This is a genomic window from Ferruginibacter profundus (genome assembly GCF_054783275.1).
Genome location: NZ_BAAGQW010000003.1, coordinates 1 through 22008, shown reverse-complemented (window position 1 = coordinate 22008; position 22008 = coordinate 1). Strand labels below are relative to the sequence as shown.

Annotated in this window: 25 protein-coding genes; all 25 read right to left on the bottom strand. The window is 36.9% G+C overall.

Features of this window, described 5'->3' with window-relative positions; all coding sequences use genetic code 11:
* Window positions 1-26 precede the first annotated feature (26 nt).
* Window positions 27-515: a hypothetical protein gene (locus tag ACYVM0_RS19870; protein WP_460559947.1), complete on the bottom strand. Its 489-nt coding sequence runs from the start codon at window positions 513-515 to the stop codon at window positions 27-29.
* 20 nt (window positions 516-535) lie between these two features.
* The gene (locus tag ACYVM0_RS19865; protein ID WP_460559945.1) at window positions 536-1024 is read right to left on the bottom strand and encodes a hypothetical protein; all 489 of its coding nucleotides are present in this window, start codon (window positions 1022-1024) and stop codon (window positions 536-538) included.
* Between the two features lie 6 nt (window positions 1025-1030).
* Entirely contained in the window at window positions 1031-1675 is a 645-nt protein-coding gene (locus ACYVM0_RS19860; RefSeq protein WP_460559943.1) for a hypothetical protein, read from the bottom strand.
* Window positions 1644-2252: a M23 family metallopeptidase gene (locus ACYVM0_RS19855; RefSeq protein WP_460559941.1), complete on the bottom strand. Its 609-nt coding sequence runs from the start codon at window positions 2250-2252 to the stop codon at window positions 1644-1646. The genes ACYVM0_RS19860 and ACYVM0_RS19855 overlap by 32 nt, the downstream gene beginning before the upstream one ends.
* Before the next feature lie 75 nt (window positions 2253-2327).
* On the bottom strand, window positions 2328-3059 hold the full coding sequence (locus tag ACYVM0_RS19850; protein WP_460559939.1) for a hypothetical protein: 732 nt from the start codon (window positions 3057-3059) through the stop codon (window positions 2328-2330).
* A gap of 56 nt (window positions 3060-3115) precedes the next feature.
* Entirely contained in the window at window positions 3116-3574 is a 459-nt protein-coding gene (locus tag ACYVM0_RS19845; RefSeq protein ID WP_460559937.1) for a DinB family protein, read from the bottom strand.
* 152 nt (window positions 3575-3726) lie between these two features.
* Window positions 3727-4200 carry a VOC family protein gene (locus ACYVM0_RS19840; RefSeq protein WP_460559935.1) on the bottom strand — a complete coding sequence of 158 codons (474 nt, stop codon included), beginning with the start codon at window positions 4198-4200 and terminating at the stop codon, window positions 3727-3729.
* Between the two features lie 166 nt (window positions 4201-4366).
* Window positions 4367-4903: a DUF4199 domain-containing protein gene (locus ACYVM0_RS19835; RefSeq protein WP_460559933.1), complete on the bottom strand. Its 537-nt coding sequence runs from the start codon at window positions 4901-4903 to the stop codon at window positions 4367-4369.
* Window positions 4904-5018: 115 nt separating this feature from the next.
* Window positions 5019-5540: a response regulator transcription factor gene (locus ACYVM0_RS19830; RefSeq protein ID WP_460559931.1), complete on the bottom strand. Its 522-nt coding sequence runs from the start codon at window positions 5538-5540 to the stop codon at window positions 5019-5021.
* Window positions 5541-5650: 110 nt separating this feature from the next.
* Window positions 5651-6115 (bottom strand): GNAT family N-acetyltransferase, encoded by a 465-nt coding sequence (locus ACYVM0_RS19825; protein WP_460559929.1) that lies wholly within the window; start codon window positions 6113-6115, stop codon window positions 5651-5653.
* Between the two features lie 543 nt (window positions 6116-6658).
* Window positions 6659-7603, bottom strand: a complete 945-nt coding sequence (locus tag ACYVM0_RS19820; RefSeq protein ID WP_460559927.1) for a hypothetical protein — start codon at window positions 7601-7603, stop codon at window positions 6659-6661.
* 162 nt (window positions 7604-7765) lie between these two features.
* Complete coding sequence (locus tag ACYVM0_RS19815) at window positions 7766-8641, bottom strand: alpha/beta fold hydrolase (RefSeq protein ID WP_460559925.1); 876 nt, start codon at window positions 8639-8641, stop codon at window positions 7766-7768.
* Window positions 8642-8863: 222 nt separating this feature from the next.
* Window positions 8864-9226 carry a VOC family protein gene (locus ACYVM0_RS19810; RefSeq protein WP_460559923.1) on the bottom strand — a complete coding sequence of 121 codons (363 nt, stop codon included), beginning with the start codon at window positions 9224-9226 and terminating at the stop codon, window positions 8864-8866.
* 224 nt (window positions 9227-9450) lie between these two features.
* A complete protein-coding gene (locus ACYVM0_RS19805; protein ID WP_460559921.1) occupies window positions 9451-10365 on the bottom strand; it encodes a helix-turn-helix domain-containing protein in 915 nt (304 codons plus the stop codon).
* A 53-nt stretch (window positions 10366-10418) separates the two neighbouring features.
* On the bottom strand, window positions 10419-11459 hold the full coding sequence (locus ACYVM0_RS19800; protein WP_460559919.1) for an aldo/keto reductase: 1041 nt from the start codon (window positions 11457-11459) through the stop codon (window positions 10419-10421).
* A gap of 334 nt (window positions 11460-11793) precedes the next feature.
* Window positions 11794-12633: a tetratricopeptide repeat protein gene (locus ACYVM0_RS19795; protein WP_460559917.1), complete on the bottom strand. Its 840-nt coding sequence runs from the start codon at window positions 12631-12633 to the stop codon at window positions 11794-11796.
* Between the two features lie 232 nt (window positions 12634-12865).
* Window positions 12866-13333 (bottom strand): hypothetical protein, encoded by a 468-nt coding sequence (locus ACYVM0_RS19790; protein ID WP_460559915.1) that lies wholly within the window; start codon window positions 13331-13333, stop codon window positions 12866-12868.
* Between the two features lie 657 nt (window positions 13334-13990).
* Entirely contained in the window at window positions 13991-14731 is a 741-nt protein-coding gene (locus tag ACYVM0_RS19785; RefSeq protein WP_460559913.1) for a hypothetical protein, read from the bottom strand.
* A gap of 21 nt (window positions 14732-14752) precedes the next feature.
* Window positions 14753-15391: a hypothetical protein gene (locus ACYVM0_RS19780; protein ID WP_460559911.1), complete on the bottom strand. Its 639-nt coding sequence runs from the start codon at window positions 15389-15391 to the stop codon at window positions 14753-14755.
* A gap of 250 nt (window positions 15392-15641) precedes the next feature.
* Window positions 15642-16625 (bottom strand): adenosine deaminase family protein, encoded by a 984-nt coding sequence (gene add / locus ACYVM0_RS19775; RefSeq protein ID WP_460559909.1) that lies wholly within the window; start codon window positions 16623-16625, stop codon window positions 15642-15644.
* A 1012-nt stretch (window positions 16626-17637) separates the two neighbouring features.
* Window positions 17638-18357, bottom strand: coding sequence for a hypothetical protein (locus ACYVM0_RS19770; protein ID WP_460559907.1), 720 nt, complete (start codon window positions 18355-18357; stop codon window positions 17638-17640).
* Between the two features lie 150 nt (window positions 18358-18507).
* Window positions 18508-19152: a DUF6794 domain-containing protein gene (locus ACYVM0_RS19765; protein WP_460559905.1), complete on the bottom strand. Its 645-nt coding sequence runs from the start codon at window positions 19150-19152 to the stop codon at window positions 18508-18510.
* A gap of 350 nt (window positions 19153-19502) precedes the next feature.
* Complete coding sequence (locus ACYVM0_RS19760; RefSeq protein ID WP_460559903.1) at window positions 19503-19898, bottom strand: hypothetical protein; 396 nt, start codon at window positions 19896-19898, stop codon at window positions 19503-19505.
* 236 nt (window positions 19899-20134) lie between these two features.
* Window positions 20135-20953 carry a hypothetical protein gene (locus ACYVM0_RS19755; protein ID WP_460559901.1) on the bottom strand — a complete coding sequence of 273 codons (819 nt, stop codon included), beginning with the start codon at window positions 20951-20953 and terminating at the stop codon, window positions 20135-20137.
* Between the two features lie 280 nt (window positions 20954-21233).
* Window positions 21234-21785 (bottom strand): hypothetical protein, encoded by a 552-nt coding sequence (locus tag ACYVM0_RS19750; protein ID WP_460559899.1) that lies wholly within the window; start codon window positions 21783-21785, stop codon window positions 21234-21236.
* Between the last annotated feature and the right edge of the window lie 223 nt (window positions 21786-22008).

Below are 22008 nucleotides of genomic sequence, written 5' to 3'. Positions count from 1 at the left end.
TATTCAGGGTTGCTTGATTTATTTGGTCAGGCCTTGCCGGCAGTAAAAAACCGGTAAAAATAACTTACGCTTTCTGCATTGCCATAGTGGAATCTTTTAAATGCCTTTGCAATAGGATCGGCAATGTTGCCATTGGGTAATTGTACAACTATGGGCATCATGTTTACCCCTTCGGGCAACTGCACTTCTTCCTGGCTGATCCATTTTCCATCATGGTTTATTACCATTACCTGGCCAACATAACTGCCGGCCACAAAAATAGTCTCTGCAAAATCATTCACCGTTAATCCTTCATTTTTGAACCGTTGCAAAAACCGGTCAACAAAACTGATCGTATCCTCCGAATAATCAAGTATTGTATGCTCGTTTTTGTTTACCGCATCAATAAATTGTTGGGCAAAGCGGATGCCATTGCCGGGAGTTGGCGTAAACTGAAGATTGAGTGACCGGGTTGGCATCGGGCCATCACCGGCTGGTTTACTTTTTGTACCAAATAATTTGCTGAAAAAACTCATGGAATAATTTATTGGTTCGGTTAATGGTCTTTGGATTTTGAAATACTGTCCAGTTGGTATTGCATGGTATCTGTATCGGATCTGCCATCGTAAGGATATATGCTTTTCCATCTTTTGTAAGTACTTGTATTGGCACGTGTATTCCACCAGATCTCTATCTTATAAAAGTAGCCATCTTTTTCATATTGCGATATGGAGCTTGGGTATTTTTCGGCCGTAAACATTACTATAAAAATTGTGGCTATAACCAATACGGTAAGTAACGGGGCAGGATAAAATATTTTTTGTGTACGATATACTTTTTTTGCTAATTGTACAGATGTAATAATGAGTAACCCTATAATGGAAAAGGTAACAATGTTAACAATGATATTTGAATCAGGGATACGGTAAGGCTGATTTTTATCTATCATTACCTGGCTGAGGGGGTTATACAATAAAGCATAGATTAGGAAAGCATTTATTAAAAGTGTACCTAAAACGATCAGTATTTTTAACAGGTCTTTCATAACATTTTATTGTTTCCTGTTTATGCTGTCTTTATTTTGTTTCATCGCCTCGTTACTTAATCGTATCCAATACGCTTCTTCTCTTTTTATGGCATCAGCAGATTCATACAGTTTTTTATTTTTGGGTAGGTATGTGTTTATGATGTCAACTATTTTAATGATCCTGGTATCGGAAGTGTTGTGTAAGGTGAAATTAACGGTGTCTCTCCCTTGTGCTATGGCAACATAGGTGATGCCTCCGCTTAATATGCCCGGGTTGGTTTTGTAAATTGTGGTGTCTTTAAGGCCCTGTAGTATTGTAAGAATAGAATCAATAGTGCTTTGGCGGATTGTTCCTTTACGGAGCAATTCTTTTTTTATACTTCTTTGGTCCCACCAACTGTTTTGTTCTTTGGTGTAAATGAAATGGTGACCATAAATTCTGAGTGTTGGCTCAAAATTGCCCAGGTTAGATCCTAATCCGGCTACGCCATAGTATAAATAAAAACTGCTATCAGTCTTGCTTGCCTGTGCAAAGGTTTGCTGCCACAAAAGCAATAATAATATGGTGGTAATTTTTTTGATGAAGGTGAATTTTAAATAACAGGGGTTAATTCTTATGCTCTTATTAAGCATTAATTTAGTCAGCCGGCCTTTCGTAAAGTTCGCCATTTTTTAATAGCCGGATGCCATTGGTGGTTTTAAATTTTGTTTGTACAAATGAATTCATGGCATAGTTTAATTTTCTTTTTACAGAAAAATGCAGGTGTGGCCTTAATACAAACCCTGTGGCACCGCTGTAACCAATCAACTGTCCTTTAGCTACACTTCCTTTTTTTATCAGCACACCATCTTTTTTCAAATGCCAGTAACAGCCAAAGCTGCCATCAGGATGTTGTATAATAATATAGTTGGCCTTCTTTTCATATCCGGGAAAAGGGCCACCTTCATTGCTGTCATCTTTGTAGTTGTAAATAACACCTTCTCTTGCGGCATATACTGGGGTTCCTTCGGGCATGCTAAAATCAAGGGCGGCGATATTTTTATGCGAAAATAATCCTCCGTAACCCTGTACAATTGTACACTTTGTTCCTTTTTTAAACGGAAGGTTGTAAATGTATGTATCCAGGTTTTTTGTAACCGTACTGCTTAAACGGGAGAAAATAAAAAGGCCGGTCAGCAGTAACAGGATAACAATGATCGTTTTTTTTAGTATTGGTTGCCACCATACAGCATCTGATCTTGCCATTTTGTATTACTTACAGGCTTTAAAATAATTTAACCATGCTTCAAATAAAAAAGCAGGCATAAATAGGTTGATCTGTCAACCCTTTACAACGGTTTTTAAAAAATGCTGCATGGCCGCTGATCTGCCAACTGGTTCCAGTAAGAATATAAAAAGATTTACCGCTACTGCAAGATACGTGGCAGGGTGTTTAAGTTTGCCATATTTCCAGGCGCCGGTAAGCAGCATTGCTATGATGAGCACCTGTGTAAAGTAAATTGGAATAATAATATTGATGTTGGGCCAGTCTTTGCCATGCATACCAACATACAGGTTTTGTATGCCACGGCCAAGTGCCGGCATCATAATGATAAATACGGTGGATATCAGCCACCAGGCATGGTTTTCTAATTCTTTGCGGTGAATGATACTTTTTATTACTGCAAACCCAAAAGCTGTCATCATTACAATTTCCACCACCGCTACACCATAAAAGAACCAGGGCTGAAAGGGGCCAAACCTGTCAGGCATTTCCATTGCCATCCTGGAGTTTGCAATGTCCCTGTTCATCATACTCAATGCAGTTAAACAAACGCCACCGGCAAGGAACATACCGATCATCCCATTTGTTCTGTGCCTCGCCATCTGGCCATGCGTGGCAAACCAGGGTTGAATGATCAGGTAGATATACCAAACGGTACCCGTCCAGTAATGTATGTGCACCGACCATGCATTATCTGTAAAATCGCCCCAGTAATCTTTAAAAATTCCAAATTGCATAAACACCATTGGTATCAACATCCATTTGTACAGGTTTTTGTATTTATTCATCGGTGAAGGTTTTATTTTTTTGCCGGGAAGTTTGTGCAGGCGGACTGTAATTATAATTATATTTTTTTGAGTAAAGTAATTTGTCCTAAATGATAATAACTATGTTCAATGATGGCTTCAATATTTCTCCGGTAAGAGCCATATTTTTCATCAGTAAAAACCTGCGCTAATTTTTCTTCTGTCATAAGTGCCACCTGTATCGCAAACTTTTCTGCATTCATCCACATTTCCTGCAATAGTTTTTCCCAGTCCTGCTGCGATTGAACGGGCGGCATATCAAAACTATACCTGTCTCTTATCTCAAGGTTGCCACCTTCCAGAACATGCAATACGCCAGCTATATAATAATTAATATGAAAGGTAAGCGCAGCAATGGTATTTAGCGATCCGTTTTTTTTAACTGCCTGTTGCCAGGTAAGTTGGGTGAGCTGTTCTTTATAATTGGTATTGGCAATCCATCGGCCATCTAATAGAACTTCTTTGAACCTATTGGCAAGTTGAGTTGCTGTTTCCATCTTTCAAAATGCACCTGTTTGGTTTAATATTATGTTTATGGCTGCAAACCAGTTGCAGTTGGTTTAAAAATTTATTTGCCTGGTTGCAGTTGCTGAAATTGATATCGCCCCGGCACCCGGTATTTTAATGCCAGGTGTAGCAAAAGCTAATGTTACTCCTTAGGTTCCCACAATTGAATTTTATTTCCTTCAATGTCTAAAATATGAACAAATTTTCCATAGTCATAGGTTTCAATTTTATCCAGGATAGTGACGTTTTCTTTTTTTAATTCTTCCACCAATGCTGCTAAATCATCCACCCTGTAATTGATCATAAAATCTTTTGCCGATGGTTCATACAGTTTTGCAGTTTCAGAATTTACGTTCCATTGTGTAAGCCCTTTTTTTGATGAATCATCAGCTTCCCGCCATTCAAAACTTGCACCGTAGGGCCCTGCATTTAAACCAAGATGTGTGTTATACCATTCTTTTACTTTATTGGGGTCTTTACACTTAAAGAAAATGCCGCCTATTCCTGTTACTTTTTTCATGGTTGTATTTTTTTTGTTGGAGAGTAATGTATTAAAGGCAAAGCCTGATAAAAACGAAACTGCAATTAATGTTAACGAAACTGATATTCTTTTCATCGGTTATAAAATTATATTTTTAAAATGAAATAGCTATGTTTTACTATTCACATTTAAAGCCTGTTGCACACCTGGGGCTAAGTTTATAAACAGGCATTGCAGAAATCCGTTTTTGCACCCGGTTATTTGCCTTGCACCCGCTGGTATCCTGCACAAAAGGATCTGGCTATGCAGTTTGTATTTGTTTGGGGGTGCTTTTTTTAAGTATAAGGGCACTGATAAGGGTTACAACGATGGCTACGGGAAGTATCTCCACATAGGTCAGCAATATCACAAACAAAGGATTTTTATACCATTCCTTCAGTTGCGTCATATCAGCTGTTTTCTTTGCCAGCTCAGTTGCGCTGATGCCGCTGGATCTTGCTTTATCAAGCATAACTGCAGCATATTTATCCATAAAATCGGGCATAAAGCAATAATAATTGATCAGCCAGCCTATCACATATATTGTAGAAGCGATGAGGGAAATAAAAAGGCCGGTCTTAAATGCTTTGCCAAAATTGATGGTGCCCCCGTTGTGCTTATCCCTGAAAGATCTGATGCCCACAAAGATCATCGAAAAAGCAATGATCATGGCGGAATAACCATAGATCATTCCGCCTTCAAAATCTCCTTTGGCACAATAATAGCCGGTGGAAAAAGCCATCATACCGGTAACAATCAGTCCTGCGATGATACCGTAAACAAGTACTACTTTTTTCATTTGAATAGTTTTGGTTTAATGCTGTAAAAATCAGGCAGGATTATCTTTTTGCACTCATACTTTCGGCTATTTTTCTGCTGTTCCGCTCTTTTTCATACTAAAGTAGCAGGGATTATCATACGCCTGCCGGAATAAGCTGTAATTTTTTGGCCTTCTCCACGGCCTGTATCCGCCTCTTCACCTCCAGCTTTTCAAAAATATGCTGCAGGTGCGTTTTTACAGTGCTTACAGAAACAAAAAGGGTATTGGCAATTTCCTGGTTGCTGAGCCCCTGTGCCAGTAACGTCAATATTTCCAACTCTCTTTTGCTTACTGCAAGTTGAGCGGCCATTGCCGTGTCTGCAACAAAGGGCGACTGGTTGCCCGGCAGGGTATCAGCGGCAGCTACATACACTTCTTTTTCCACCACAACGGTTTCAATTATAGTGGTGGTTTTGGGTTTGGACAGTTTTATGGCCAGCCATATACCCAGGGCCGTGAAAATAATGGCAATAAGCCCGGTATAAATTTCAAACGAATGGTCGAATAATATAAAACGAAGTTCCAGCCATTTCAACAGCAACAATAGAAAAGCCAGGCTGATGGCATACAGTATGGTTGCTTTATTTTTCAGCAAAAAATTTTTATACGCTGTCATACTATAAATGTACATATTTTGCCGTTTCCCGGTAACCAGGGCAATTCAACTTATACAGGTAGCAGGGAAGGGGCCCATAAAACATTACGCCCTGGCAGCGTTGTGGCAATTTAATCTTTTGTGTTTTTTTCAATGGCATAAACCCCGGGATTAAAAAGTTCCATATACAATTCGGGCTTTGGTAATTTAGTAAAGCCATACTTTTCGTAAAGCCAGTCTGCAGTTGAGGTCAGCAAAATCCAACGCCTTAAGCCCTGTAAATCGGGGTGGCTCATTACAACATCCATCAGTTTTTTTGAAAGCCCCTGCCCCCGGTAATTATCCAGCACATAAATGTCGCCTAAATAGGCGATGGTTGAAAAGTCGGAAATAACTCTTGCAAATCCTATTTGTTTATGATCATGAAATAATCCAAAATTTAAAGAATGCTCAATAGAAGTTTTTACCCTGTCAAATGGAATATTATCACTCCAGCCGGAATGGACGGATAAAAAGTGGTGAATGGCGGTGATATCCAGTTTGTTTTTATCAGTGGTTATAAAAAAGTCTTCAAAAGCATGTTCGATAATTTCCATATTTCGGTTATGTTTTACAGTTAGTGCTTTAATGCTCCGGGCTTCGCAGGATATTATTTCATAAAACTAAATAAAAACAGGAAATAAAAATACAAGCTTGCTTACTGTTTGTTATTAAAGGAAACGGATAATTTTATTCCACTGTCGTTGAAGGTTATTTGTACAGGGCTACTTTTAGTGGTTGTTTTTATTTATCAATGTTCAGTTGTTTTCTAAAATAAATATTGAGTTTGAATTGTTCTTCAACTGGTATCGCTTTTTTGGAATTTTTATCAAAATCTTTACCTTCTTTTGTCCAAAGGGGAGTTTGAAAAAATCCGGTGATTAAATATACGCACAATGTGCAGGAGTGCAAAGCAGTATAGTTTTTTGTTGTTAAAAAGCTATGCAATATATATCACGATACGTAGGGACCACAACCGCTATCAAAGTATGTTCAGCACGCCGGAAGCCCGATACAGAAGCCCAACAGGAAATAGAAAGTTAACCATATATTCACTGCCACGCCATATTGCCAAAGCGTATCTTAAGCTATCTGAAATATCAATCAGCTCTGTAAAGGCTTTCATAAAAGTCTGACTCTTTGAATAGCGCAATATAATATTGCCTGCTCAGTCGTTCTCCATTTTTCAGTTCAGGGCTTGGCAAGTCAATGTTTTTTCCAAACAAATTCATTTTTCCCGTCCCGCTATAAAATTTTATTTCTTTTGTTTTTTCGTTCTTCTTTCCATAATTAATAATTTCAAACGATGAAGATCTTTTCTTGTCAACTTTGCAAACAATTGATTTTATTGCTTTGTTTAAGTGTTTTTTAACTTCTGCATCTGAATAATTTCTCTTTATGGCTCTGATTAATATTTGATTTTGCCAGTCAAAACAGTAGGGCAATAGTAAGTCAAACAGTTCTTTATCTTTTTTTAGTCCTTCATAACAAAGTCCATATAAAAAACGATAATTATCTTGTTGCCAATTGTAGCCTGTACCGCAAGTATAAGTCACCTTATACTTTTTAACAGCGTCATTTAAATAACTATAAGCACTGTCAAATAATTTTTCTTCAATGTATATTTTTGTCAAATATAAACTGGCTTCATTTTTATAATGAGAGGTAAAACTACCATATCCATAAATATTTTTTGAAGTGTCTCCGGGTATGTCTGACGAATGATAGTAAGTATCCTGGTAAAAAGATTGGGTTGAGTTAACTATTTTCAGGAATATTTTTTTTGCTTCTTCGGTTTTGTCTAAGTTCCACATTGAACAGGCCAATAAATAAAATGTCTCATAATTTTTAACACCGGGTTCTGTATTAATTAAGTAAGAAGCTGTATCGTAAAGTTGTTTGTCTTTGTCTGTAGCGGAATGGTTAAATGGGGCAATGTTTATATCGTCAAATCTTATTGCCAATTCCTGCGCATAAGAATTGTGTACCCATGCGAATAAAAAGATTGAAATAAATGCTTTGATATTCAGGTTGTTTAAATTCATCTTATATTGCTTTCAAAGTTTTGCGGAGTGGGGAAGATAGCATTCCGGATGCCTGCTAACTGAAGCCAAATTTATAAATAAAAGTTGATGGTAATCGATAAAATGCAGGCAATTGACTATACGGCCCCACTGTATGCAAATGCCTTTGTTAGCGGGCAGTGCTTATTTTAAAAAGTCGGTTAGGTAATCTGATATTGTTTTTGTTTCCATCATCAGGCCAACATGGGTCTGCGAAGGAACAATCGCCAGATGTGATTTTGGCATCGGTGCCAAATCAGCGGCTATTCCACCACCCAATAATTTATATGTCTTCATCAACTCAATTTTATTTAATCCATCATTGTCGCCCGAAATAAGTAATACAGGGGCAGTAATTTTAGCAATATTGGCATCACCACAGTTAAATGGCACTTTTGCAAAATCAAACATCTGCTTCAAAAATGTTGTCCATTTGGTTGTATCAGGTGCTGCTGCAAAATAGGCGGTTTTTATTGGCGTATTATCAAAAAGCGCTGGCTTGAATTCGTTAAATGCATTGTTAACTGAAGGCAACCAGCCACTTGTTTTATACGTAGAAGAAATGATCACTAATTTTCTTAATCGTTTAGGGCTTTGTACAGCAAATTGATAAGCTACAGAGCCGCCCATGCTGTATCCTGCTACATCAGCACTGTCAATTTTCAAGTAATCCAATACCCCTTCCACATCTTTTGCAAGCGATACAATGTCTAATTTCCTGTTTGAATAGGGTGTATGACCATGCCCCTGAAATTCAATGGCAATAACTTTCCGTGTTTTAGACAGTTCCGGTATCAATTGTCCCCAATTCATTTCAATCGTATAAAAAGCACCATGCAATAAAATGATAGGTTTACCCTCACCATATATTTCATAGTAAACCCTGATGCCATTAGCAGGGGCGTAGCCGCTGGCGGAAGGTTTAATTTGTTGCCCGTTTGATTGTGTTACTGCAAAAAAAACTGTCGCAATTGCTAAAGCTGATTTGAGAATACCATGTATCTTAAATAGTCTTTTCATAAAAGCATTGTTTAATTATTTATATTTTATTGGCAATACAAAGTTGGCGTTCATTGCAGGATTTTGTACAGTGTAAATACGACAACTTTGGGGTTAATTACGTCAACAGATTTACCATCAGGAAATATATAGTTGACGTTACAATTTAAAATCCGTAGAGGGTGGTCACCACTTGCAGTAAAGCATTATTAGCAGTTCGTTGTTTTTTACGGTAGTCAATTGTTACCATTGCTGAAACCTGATACCGAGTTGATTGTCTGCAATGGCAAATTCTTTTGCGCCCCAGGGTCTCATTGTAACTTTGTCAAGATTGGGGTGAAGCAGATGAGGATGTGATGCCGCCACTTTCGCATATACTGCTGCAATATTATCCGTTACAAGCCTTAGTTCAGGATTATGTTCTTTCGCTAATTGTGCATCCTGGAAAACCATAATGCTTATCCCGTCTTTTTTTAATACACAGTAAGGTTGTGAAGAATTTAAATCCTGGTGTTCAATTGTAAATTGCAGACAGTCGACAAATAATTTAAGACCTTCTGAAAGATCTGTATAAAATACACTGGGCACTAACTTTGTAAAATTCATATGCTCGTTATTTTATTTGTTACTAATAGTGTGCAGAATATTTTGCTTTTAGCAGCATGTTACTTTATAATGGCCGCTAACATACAGGTATTGCTGCGGGAGGGAAATATAATATTGAAGTTAACAACAAAAAGCCAAACAGTTATTTGCCTGGCGAAACCAAATTGCCGGGATGCCAACAGCCGGGGTCAACGTCTGGCACGGTAATATTGACTATAATGGTTTTAATTGTAGCTGCGCCGGTATTCAAGTGGTGTCAAAGTTGTTTTACTTTTAAATAGTTTGCTGAATGATTGCGGATATTCAAAACCTAATTGATAAGCAATTTCGCTGACGGTTAAATTAGTAGTAGTTAAAATTTCTTTTGCTTTTTCAATAAGTTTACCGTGTATGTGTTGTTGCGTACTTTGTCCGGTTACACTTCGTAACATATCGCTTAAATATGGAGCGGATACATTCAGTTCGGCCGCTAATTTTTCAACGGTGGGTAATGTTAAGTGGGTATTATTGACAAAATAATTTTCCAACATATTTTCAAAGCTGGTCAACAAATCGTTTGCAGCCATTTTTCTTGTAATAAATTGCCTGTTGTAAAAACGATTGCAATAACTTAAAAGTAATTCAAGGTTGGAAACAATAACGTCCTGGCTAAAATTATCTAATCTTGAGTTTATTTCTTTTTGTATGTTTTGTACAATTATTTCAATTGTTTTTTCTTCTTCATCTGAAAGATGCAATGCTTCGTTTACTGCATAAGAAAAGAAACCATAATTTTTAATCATTTTTCCTAATGGATATTGCCTGATTAAATCCGGATGAAATAATAGTGACCAGCCATCGCTATTCCTGTTTTCCTCATTATCTACGCTTATTACCTGGTTGGGGCCTATAAACGACATTGTGCCATTATCAAAATCGTAATGATTTTTTCCATACTTTAATTTCCCTTTAAAACTTTTCTTAATTGAAATATTATAAAATTCTAACAGTAATTTTTCATCCTGAAATTGTTGATGATTTGTTGTAACAGAATGGTCAATAATTGTAATTAAAGGGTTTAAAGGGCCGGGCAAATGCATAAATGCATGTAACGCATTTATGGAATTTATGGTAGTGATATTTTGTTGTGTATTATTCATATTTAAATGAGCAGGCAGTGCTTTCTTACTGCCTGCTTTATTGTTTTATGATTTTAAGCCTTTAAAAAATCAGTTCCTGAACTTCGGTCTGCTGTCATTACTTCTAAAACAATGCCAGGGTATTCAGGCGGCAGTTTACTTACTTCATTAAGCTGGTCTAATTCATTTGTGGTAAATTCAATATTCACCGATTTTAAATTATCCTGCAACTGGTGAATTTTAGTTGCACCAATAATTACACTGCTCACTACAGGCTGATGTAACAACCAGGCCAGGGCTAATTGAGAAATGGAAACCTGCTTTTGTTCTGCCATTGGCGAAAGCACATCTAAAACATCATAAGCCCTCTCTTCGTGAAAGGGTGGGAATGGAAAATTATTTAGTCTGCCTTCTTCCTTTTGCCCGTTTCTTTTGTATTTACCTGTAAGTAAACCACCGCTTAAAGGGCTCCAGACCATCATGCCTACTTTCTGGTCTTGCAGCAAAGGTACTATTTCACGTTCGGCATCTCTTACATCCAATGAGTAATTGGCTTGCAGGGAAGCAAACCTGTCTAAATGATTGTATTGCGAATAGGCCAGGCCTTTCATTAATTGCCAGGCTGAAATATTACTTGCTCCAAAATACCTGATTTTGCCACTTCTCACTAAATCGTCTAATGTTTTGATGGTTTCTTCAATTGGTGTTAATGGGTCGGCTGTGTGCACCTGGTACAAATCAATATAATCTGTACCCAGCCTTTTTAAACTGGCTTCCACCTGTTGGATAATGTGCTTTTTTGAAAGCCCCAGGTCATTTTGCCCTTTACCCATAGTGCCTCTTACTTTGGTAGCCAGCACTACATCGTCTCTGTTGATAGAAAGATTTTTGATTGCTTTACCAATCATAACTTCCGAAAGCCCTTCTGAATAGATGTTTGCAGTGTCAATAAAATTAACCCCTTCTGCCGTTACCGTTTTAATTTGCTCATCAACTGCTTTTTGGTCCAGATCTCCCATATAGCTGAAGAAACCCTTTCCTCCGTAATTCATTGTTCCTAAACAAAGAGTTGAAACTTTCAATCCTGTATTGCCTAAAATCCTGTACTTCATCATTCTGTAATTTAATTGTGAAGTGCAAAGGTGAGAAGATAAACAAGCTGGGTAGTATCCAAATTAAAGTTCTTCGTGTTCAAAATGGAGGAAAAGATTTTTGGCGCTACGGCGTGTTATACTATTACTTACTGCCAATATTCGGGTCTTTGTGCAGTTATGGAATCGGGCATCTGCGGTAGGGGCCGGAACTGATCTAAATTAATAACTAAAAACCGTAGTTAACTAACAAACCCACGCAAAATACAACCCGCCTGGAATCAATCCCGGATATGTACTGTCGGAGATTGCCTCAACGTCATGTATCAATTGCAAAAAACGTTTGTTGCCTGCCGTATTATTTTGCAAGGTCTTCTTCCATTGTTTTAATACTATCTGTTAAATCAGCTTGTGACTTACACCAGTTTTTTGCAGTTGCTAACCATTCATGGAAACGTTTTTTATCTTTACTTACATAAAGTTCGTGCAATAAATTATAACATATTTCAGTATGGTATTTTGTGTCTGTACAAACAGAGAGTGCTTTTTTACAGGTCTCAATGGCTTTGTCAAATTGCTTTAAATTTATTTGAGCATAAGAAAGTTCCTTATAAAAATAAGCATCTGTTGGATTTGTTTCAATCGCACCTGTTAAAACAGAGATCGCTTCATCAAATTTATTAAGGCAATTGTATGAAAATGCAAGCTCAACTTCAAGACCTTTAAATTTCGGATTGATTTTTTGTGCTCTATCCAGATAGGTCAGGGCCTTTGCACATTCATTATAGCTGTTATATAAAAAGCCCCATCTGTATAAGTGTTCAATGGAAGTGGTGTCACGTGAATATATTTTTAACCAATCCGGGTATTCAGTTATTTCCAGTTCATTATATTTTGTGGAAGGAATAAATGCGACTCTTACATTGTTAGGTTTTAAACGATATTTTATGCCGAAATTGTCTAACTTCTTTGGAATAAACTTCCCGTCTTTAGCAATTGTAAATGAACCTTCGTAACTGAGGGTTAGTCCTGCTGCTGCGTCTATGTAAATAAATCCAAAATTCATTACGGTATCTTTATCTGTACGAATTACCACCCATTTGTTTTCGCTTTCAACAAACCTATGATCAAAAGTTAAGGGGCTTTGTCCTTTTAAATGTGTAGCCAAAAAGGGAAGAAAAATGAGTAAGTATTTCATGATCTGAAAATGTCTTTAAATATGGCTTGTAACGTTTGGGTATTTACCAAGGCTGTAAATTCAATGAACGTTTAGCCCGGTAGAAATGCCCGTTTTAAAATATATAAGTACAGGTTAACAAACAAAAGCCCAGCAATGTACTTCCAGCTCGGTTGAAGCACAACAGCGATAAAATGACCGTTGCTCAAATGTCCAGCCAGCCTTGCAGCAAACCCAATGTCGGCAGTTTACGTTATCTTGAATCTGCAGGAATTAGCAGGTCTCCTCTTTTAATGAATTTATAATTATCAATAGGTAAAGGCATAGGGAAACTATGAACAAAATATTTTTTATATTTTTTTTCATTCCTGCAAAGTGCTATTGATCTTTCTTTATTCCAGTCAAGTCTATATGTAGAATCATCAAGTTTTTGCCAATTCCCTGTTGTCAGTAAGTAACCTACTTCATATACCGAAAAGAAAATAAATGTAGAATCTTCTTTTATTTCAAAATAATTCGAGCTGAATCTTTGTTGATTTTCAAATACCACGGCATTTTTATTATTTGACCATGTAGTTTTTGTCGTAACCTTATATTTTAATGTTCTATAGTGTGCACCATAAGATGTGTCCTTGTTGCTTATTGCTGATTGTCCAAATAGAACAACGTTAGGTAAAACCAATAATATTAAAATTAACGAGATTTTCATACTTACTGCCAACGTGCAAGGCTTTGGGCTGGTGTAGGATTTCCCAACTGTCCGTCCGGCACCGCAGTTGACTATTTTGTTAAGCTGAAGTTACAAACTAAATTCCAGATTTGTTTGTCCTGACCGGAACCACAGCCTGGCCATGTAAAAATGCTGAAGTTTAGATTGTTCAGCAACACTTGCGCAAAACCATTTGCTGGCAGCTGGCTGCGATTAATCGGATAGTCCAAATATTCCCTTTTTAGATGCAACTTTGTCCCAGTTATTAAATTTAAAATCAAGTAAAAAGGTCATTCGATAAATAAATCTCCCCGCTGTCAACAGTTATTTCTCCACAAGTTGTGCATTCTTCGTGATGGACAAGAATTGTCATTTGGCAGGTGTCACAAATAGTGAAGTCGCCAAAAAAGCTAATTGTCGCTTTGGGGTTAGCTGCAATAGTCTTACTTGCCTTGTCATTACAAGCCGCAAGGAAGATAAGAATGATTACAGCGAAATGTTTCATAAAATTACATATAACGTACAGGGCTTGGCGTTATTGGGGCATTTGAAAAGTGCCCGCCCGGAACTGAAGCCTAATTGAAAAACTGATGATGAAGATAAAGTTACAACGTTCTGCCACAATATCGTCAAACCAATCCTTGCCTGCTGTTTTCTGCTAGTCTTAAGTCAGCTCCAAAATTTCCACCACGGTTTCCTGGAATTCATCGTTGGAAAAACCGGTTTAAGATAGGCATCACTCTCTTTCATATTTGCATTGATAGACCCTGAAGTATCGTGTCCCCGAAAATATCCCTTTAAAAACTTTTTATACTCTTCACTGTTGTTAAAATCGGGGTTTTCTTTTAAGTCATTGAGTTCCTCCAATAGTCCATCAAACTTTACCGCAATTTCCGGGTCTCTAAATTTTTGTGATACAAATGAAATTACTTTATCAATATTGTGTCCAACTGTAAGCATTTCCTTGTCCATCATTGTAGCAATGTCCATGTGCTTAATTTGGTATTTTGCTTCATAGATTAAAAAACAATCCTCTAACTGTCCTAACTCAAACAAATAATAAGAGAGCTGATAAATGTTGTCGTGTCTCCAAATTAAACGTTCACAAGCTAATTCTTCCTTGTAAAGCTGTCTTATCAATAGTAAGTCCTTTTTGGAAAAGTCGTGTAAGAGTTCTTCTACGACTTCTATTCTAAAATCAATATTTAGGTCAATTGAAGTTTCTTCCAAGGGTTCAGTTGGCTTGAATGCAAATGTATCAACCAGGTGTTTTGGTATCTCTGAAACTTCTAAAAGTCTTGACTGGGATATAAGTTCTTTGGGTGTCATTTTAAAATAACAGGCAACGAACAGGGCTTTATGCAGGTTGGCAATTATTGTTCCGTCTGCCCAACTTGCACAAAATCTCAATGTTGTACCCTGGCGTTCTGTTTATTTATGTAAAATCAAATTTTTTAAATTAATACTTCCAAAATGAATTTCTTTTTCGTTTATTAGTGATAGTGTTGGTGGCGTTGGGGTGTATCGTGAAATTCTATAAAAAAGATGCTGCCCTTTCAGGCTAAGTCCTGTTCGCAGGAAACCGCCTGCTCCTTCAGTTAAGCAAAGCAGCAATACATAAAAACCACTTGATTCTTTGGGGTTAATAGTTCTTTTTAACGAAGACGATTTATGAATATTATTATCTAAAAAAGATTCCAAACCTGTCAGACCATAATCAGACAAGGGAATTTTTTCAGGTGTCATTGTGTCGGCAGGAATTAATATTTTATAGTATTTACCTGGTAAAGACGGAACCTCATAGGAATCTACAGGAACGTTCATGTTTAATTCAAGAGTATTATCAGTTTTATTGATTATCCGTGTCCAGAATACAACATAATTATAAGAATCACCATTGGGGTCAATATATTTCATTCCTCCTTTCGGTAAACCATTTTCTATTATCAGGCGCTTACCCATAGAATCAGCATACTCATATTTTCTTACCGAGTTATAAGTTTCTACATCAACAGTTTCTGGCGTTGATTTACTGTATTGCCCGCAGGAACAAAGTCCTGTTGTAGCCATAATCAATAGTAGAAAGTTTTTTTTCATTTTTGTGGAAGGTTGTCTGTCAGCTAAAGTACAACGAAAAGGGCTTTATGCAGGTAAGCCATTTATTGAACGTCAGGCCCGGAACAAAAGCCGGTTGAAAAACTGATGAATATAACAACTAAAAGCTAAATTACTAACGTTCAGTTCGTAACCGAAGCTGCTGCCGATGCCAACAACGTCAAGTCCTACCTGCATCAAGCCCGATGTTGTACCCCGTTTTGTGTCAGTAAGCAGCTTCAATTTTCTTACGCACTTTTTCTTTGATGTCTGCTTTTGCAAATGAATGGTCAATGGCTTCAAGGTTACACTTTTTAAAATGCGCTTTGTTCCAATGAAAAATTTGTTCCATTAATTTGTATTCATCAGCAAGTGTCACATTTGAAATTGTTCTTGCATCGGTATTTAAGCTCATAGAAACTCCTGCATTATAAATCTTGTCTGCTGTATGGTCTTCAATTTTATTGAAAACATTGGTCTGCACATTACTTGTGGGGCAAACTTCTAAATGAATATTATTGGCCTTTAAAAAAGTTAGTAACACGATGTCTTCTGCACTACGAACTCCATGTCCAATTCTTGAAGGATGAAAGTTTTTTAAAGTTTCCCAAACACTTTCTGCACCTTTTGCTTCACCTGCATGAGCTGTGCAATGTATGTTATTGGCATTCGCAAATTCAAAAGCTTTTATGTGATTGGTAATTGGGAAACCTGCTTCATCTGCTGCTATATCAAACCCAACTATGTGGGTACCTTTGAATTGATTTACAAGCTGTACCGTCTCCATACTTTGTGCTTCTGAATAATGTCTCAAAGTGCAGAGAATAATTCCTGCCTCAACACCATAATTTTTAATCCCTTCTTCTGTTGCTGCGTTCACCGCTTCAACAACTTCTGTCGGTGTCAAGCCTTGCATGATGTGTTGCAATGGTGCAAAACGAATTTCCGCATATAACACATTGTCTGCCTTTAACTGTTTAAACAAGTCTAAAGTTACAAGTTGCAATTGCGCTTTGGTTTGCATTAATTCAAAACCTTTGATTGCTCTTTTAATATAGTCTGCCAGGTCTGTACATTTTGCTGGTGCAATAAATGATTCTTTGTACTCTTCCAACTTTATGGAAGGTTTTAGTTGCTTTACTACTTCAAAACTTAAAGAGCAGTCTAAATGTAAATGAAGTTCTACTTTGGGTTGTTTGTTATAGTCCATTTTCGTTTTGCAGGCTGTAAGAGTCAATAAATTTGTTAGTGTTATTAATATGCTTTGCTTTGTGAAAATTAAAAGCTTATAAGTTAATGAAGGCCGTTTTAAAATGGTATACAACGTACAGGGCCTTATGCAGGTTGGTAATTATCCCGAATGCTTTCGGAATGTCTGCCCGGGCCGCTGCTGATTGAACCTGCCTGCCGGAATATAAAGTTGAATTTAAGAACTAAAGTTGAAAATTATTTGCCCCGCCCTAACCACAGCCTGGATTTACACTTGGCAGAACTTAGTTTGTCAGTCCCAGCTTGCATAAAACTCCATGTTGCCTGCTGTGCTTCGGATGAGTAGTCAAATTCGGGTCTCAACAACTGTCACATTAGGTCAATGCAATTTTATTAATCTTTTGCACAAATTCGTTTAGATCTATCTTTTTGATGTCATTCAATGTCACTTGGCCGATGTACGAACAATGTCTGTCATTTGGTATAACAGAAGACACACTAACACACCACACAATCTTTTCCTTAATGTCTTGTGGATCTGTCAACAGTGTTAAATAAAGGTTTGTGTTTACTGGTCGCCACTTGGAAGTCAAATGTAAAACGTCGGTGAACCACCAATCAGAAACCACTTCAGCCGAACCGATAAATGTCCAGCCGTTTGATTGGAATACTTCTAAAAGTCTTTCTACTCTTGTGTCCACCTTCTGACTCAAATTGTTTATCGTGTTAAAGATTGTGTCGTTTCGCCTGTGATAATTGGTACGTCGAATTGTATAGCCGCTAACAGGCAGGGCTTTGTGCAGGTTGGTAATTATCCAGAGTACTTTCGGAACGTCTGCCCATAACCGCTGCTGATTGGACCTGCCTGCCGGCAGGTAAAAATATGAAGTTGAAGTTAAGAACTAAAGTTGAAAATTGTTTGCCCCGCCCTAACCACAGCTTGGATTTACACTTGGCAGAACTTAGTTTCTTAGTCCCAACTTGCATAAAACCCATGTTGCAGGCAGTGAAAATCACTTTTTCCTGATCTGCTTTTTTCTCAATACGCTTGCTACTTCGTCTGTAGATGTTCTGACTCCATTTATTAATAAACAAGAAAGAGTGGTATTGCCACAAGTCCACATATCGCCTCTGCTATTTGTATCGCCATCAGTTTCTTTGGTTAAAATAATTTTGTTGTCCTTTTTTGAATATAACGATGTTGTCAATTTTAACATTGGTAAACCATCTTTGTCAATAGTATGTATGTTGCTATAAAAAACGACATAGTCTGCTTTAGAAGTGTCAGTAAGAATTTTCAAACTTGATAAGTCTGTTTTTTGATTTGACAATTCAACTATCGTTGAAAAAGGTTCATACTCGTTGAAATAGAAATTATAAACTTGAGCTGAGTATTGAGAAATCGTTTGAAAGTATTTAAACTTTTTTACGTTTTCTTCTTGAGCTTTCATTAATGGAATTTGCTTTTTCAATTGCTCATGGGTCTCCTGAAAAGATTTTTCCATTTCTTTTGAATAGTCCTTAAAATTTAAAAGGTCTTCCATTTGCTTTAATGAAGCATAGTAGGATTTTAAATTGTCGGCCTCAATGCTATCTCTGTCGCTAAATAATGATTGGTCAATAAACGCAGTGTCTGGTTTGATTACACAAAGTTTAAATGGTTTCCACCTTCCCCTTTGTCCATAAGTTGTCAAACTAAGCGTTAATAAAAGTGTCGTAAAAATCCTTTGCATATTAAGGGGGTAAATTTATAACTAAAAGCCGAAGTTTAGAACTATTGCCCGGCAGAATTCCGTTCGCTGAATATAAAGCCTGGATATGCACTGCCGATGATGTTTCAACGTACGGCTCCAATTGAACAAAACCTGATGTTGGCAGTAGTGTTAGTCGAGTTTAAGTCCACGAAGTGAAAAGTCTTTATTGTCACCAACCTTTACAGGTGTCATTAAAACCTGAACGTCAGTATGATTAATACCGGTAATTTTAAGTGTAAAGAAAACGTTTGATGTGTCGTTGATAAAATATTTTTTTACAAGTTGTCCTTTAATAAGTAAGTCTTTGTTTGCCTTAAATTCCCAACTGATGTCCGGACATTCGTAGATAACTGCATTTTTGTTTTCGTTGACTGGCATATAAATAGAAATGTTGTCGCCCACTTTATATTTATTATAGTTTAACAACGCTGTTGCCTTAACTTTCTCGTCGCAATCAATAATTGGTTTCCAATATGCTTTATATTGCTCAACTTGCTTGTCAAGCTTGATGCTTTTGTTATTTAACTTTCGATGTAGCGATGTCAAAATTATACTTGAAATGTCGTCGGGATCAGCTATTCCAAATGAATGAAAATAATTTGTCAATGTGGTGTCACGGTCGCCTCTTACCCAATTATTTCGTATCCATAATCCTGTTCCAAAATGCAAGTCCGAAACTGCATTACTCTCAGATTTTTTCTTAAAATCGTCTAACTCTTTCTTTGTCCAGTTTTGCTGAAAATACAAAATAGCTTCGTCAAGATTTTTTGGCAAAGTTATTTGTGAATTACAGTTTGTCAAACAAACTATGCAAAAGGAGAGAAGTAATATTTTTCGTATAAATGTCATTTTAAATTGTAGGATGCCAAAATATTACAGCCAATGTTCAGGGCTTTGTGCAGGTTGGTAATTATCCCGAATACTTTCGGAACGTCTGCCCATAGCCGCTGCTGATTGAACCTGCCTGCCAGCAGGAATATATTGGTGAAGTTAAGAATTAAAGATCAGTGATGTTTATTCAGCCGGAAGTGAAGCTTGTATTTGCAACCTGCCTGCCGGTAGGCAGGTTGGCTGATATTAGCTTGTTCAGCCACATTTGCAGCAAAACTTTTTGTTGGCGGTAGTTAGCCTAATTGCAACTTCAAGACACTTTCTCTTTTGTTTATTGCAAATATCATTATCCCTGAAACACAGCAATAAATTATTGACTCCACAATTAAAAAGGTATTATTTATGTAAGCACCTTCAACTATGGTAAACACATTTACAAAAAACAATAATGATAGCGCAATTTTAAGAGGTTGAATACTCTGTTTAATCAGCGAATAAGCAAGTAAAGCTCCAATTGAAAATTGTCGCATAGCCCACATGGTCGTAAAATGCCTTACATCTTTTGCCAAAAAATCGGTAACTGGAAAAAACGTTTTGGGATGAAAAGCAAGATTTATAGAAAAGGCTAAAATGCTTAAGGTCATCAAGCCAGCAACAATTGTTACCCATAAAGGGATTGGTCTTGTCATGTTAGTTTAATTGAGATGGTTATATAATTACCGCCAACGAACGGGTATTTGCGAAGGCTGGGAAATCGACTTCCGTCCGCCCGGCTACCTGAAGCTAAATTTATAAATAAAAACTGATGATTTGCACTTAGCTAAATTAATAACGCCCTGCCCGATATGAAGCTAAATTGAAAAACAAAAGCTGAAACACGGCTTTCGTCTGCCCAGCTTTTGCAAATACCAATGTTGCCTGTAGTTTATTTGCTTAAACTGTAACTCTCTTCAAATTCAATGTCACGATAGTAGTCAGGTAATGTAGTTTTTGTCTTAGAGTTTGAAATAATTTTAAGAACGTCATTTTTTACAAATGCAGTGATGATCCTGTAAACTATTTCCTTCCTGGGTTTTTCAACAAATTCAACTGCAATTATGTTGGGAACGTCTCCTTCTTTAAGATTAATGGTTTTGTTCTCTGTCAAATAACTATACCTTTTATCGGTGTAGTTTAAAAGATACTCTATTCTAATTGCAGCAAGTTTGTCAAAGTTTGGAATGTCTTTGTAAGAAATAACAACTGAATTATTTTCATCCAAAGAGAATATCTTTTCAGGACTGTCTATGTGAGCATCAAAGTCATATTCGTATTCAATTTTTATACTTTTGTTCTTTAAAATTGAGCCTTTGTCTGTTTTAAAGGTTATTAAAAACTCTTGTTTTGAGCCTTTATTGTAAGTTGCTTTTGTATCGTTTTCGTCAACTTGATAGTTGTCATAAAAAAGCAAAGTGTCCTTATACTTTTTCCAGGTTCCTTTGTAACTATGCCAAGTAAAGCAACTCACATTGGGTCTGCTCCAAAATTCAAACGTTGCGTCAGGATTTAAAGTAATCTCGTTTATTTTAGGTTCAAAAAATCTAAACCCTGCAAGACCTTTAAGTGTATCTTTTGGTCTTGTGTCATTGTAATAAGCATTCAAATTATTCCTAAATGTAATTGCTTTAGTCTGACCGTAGATTGTCTGTCCTGCTGTTGCAAGTATTAATAGAAGTGACGCTATAAATTGAGAATGCTTTGTCATTGTACTTTGTCTGATGCAGCACTCTATGGGTTTACACAAATTGCAGGCAACGTTCGGGGCTTTATGCATGTTGGGAATTATCCCGAATACTTTGGGGACGTCCGCCCAGGCCGCTGCTGATTGAACCTGCCTGCCGGCAGGATTATTTTGATGAAGTTAAGAACTAATGACCAGCGATGTTTGTCCTGCCCGAATCAATGCCTCGCTTTGCAACCTGCCTGCCGGTAGGCAGGTTGGTTGAAGTTAAGTTTGTCAAGTCCAACTTGCATAAAACTCCATGTTAGCGGCTGTTTATTTTTTCTAAGAGCTTGTTTCTTAAATTTTCTATGTCTTTATAAATCGAATAACCGTAAATCAAAACATACTTATTGCTTTGGTTTTTGAGATAAAGCCCATAAGAAGTTATGTCATCAGAAATCCAACGTCTATTTAGGGATACCTCTATTGTGTAGTTTTCTAGCGAGTAGGATTTGGTTTTTAAAATAATTTCCATATTTACCTTATCTATGACGATATCATAATTCTTTCTTTTTACAAAGTTCCAGATGGCAAGTACTAAACTGACTAGATATATAATTGCAAGTTCAAAATATAAATTGAATTTATTAGTTGCAATTATGAAGGAAAATGAAGAAAGGCTAAAAAAGTAAGTCATAGAGCTCAATACGCTAGTGACCGTGTTGTTCTTTAAAATAATTTGTTCGCCAGTTTCAAAAATTGTAAACGAATCTACTTTTTTCCATTTATGATACAAGTTTGAAAAAATACCAACTAAAGTTGCACAACCTACCCCCACAGAAAAAGTAAAAACAGCTATATTGATTCTATTCACACTTTCACTTTTTAATTTCGTAAGGTTCTTTTAAATAGCCGCTAACGTTCAGGGCTTGCTGCAGGGCTGGAATTCATTGCTCGTCCGCCCGGGACTGCTGTTGACCTGCCTGCCGGCAGGCAGGTTAAAGATATAAAAGTACAGGTTAACAAACAAAAGCCCAGGATTGAATGTCTAGCCCAGGTGAAGCACGACAGCGATAAAATGCCCAATTGTTCCAATG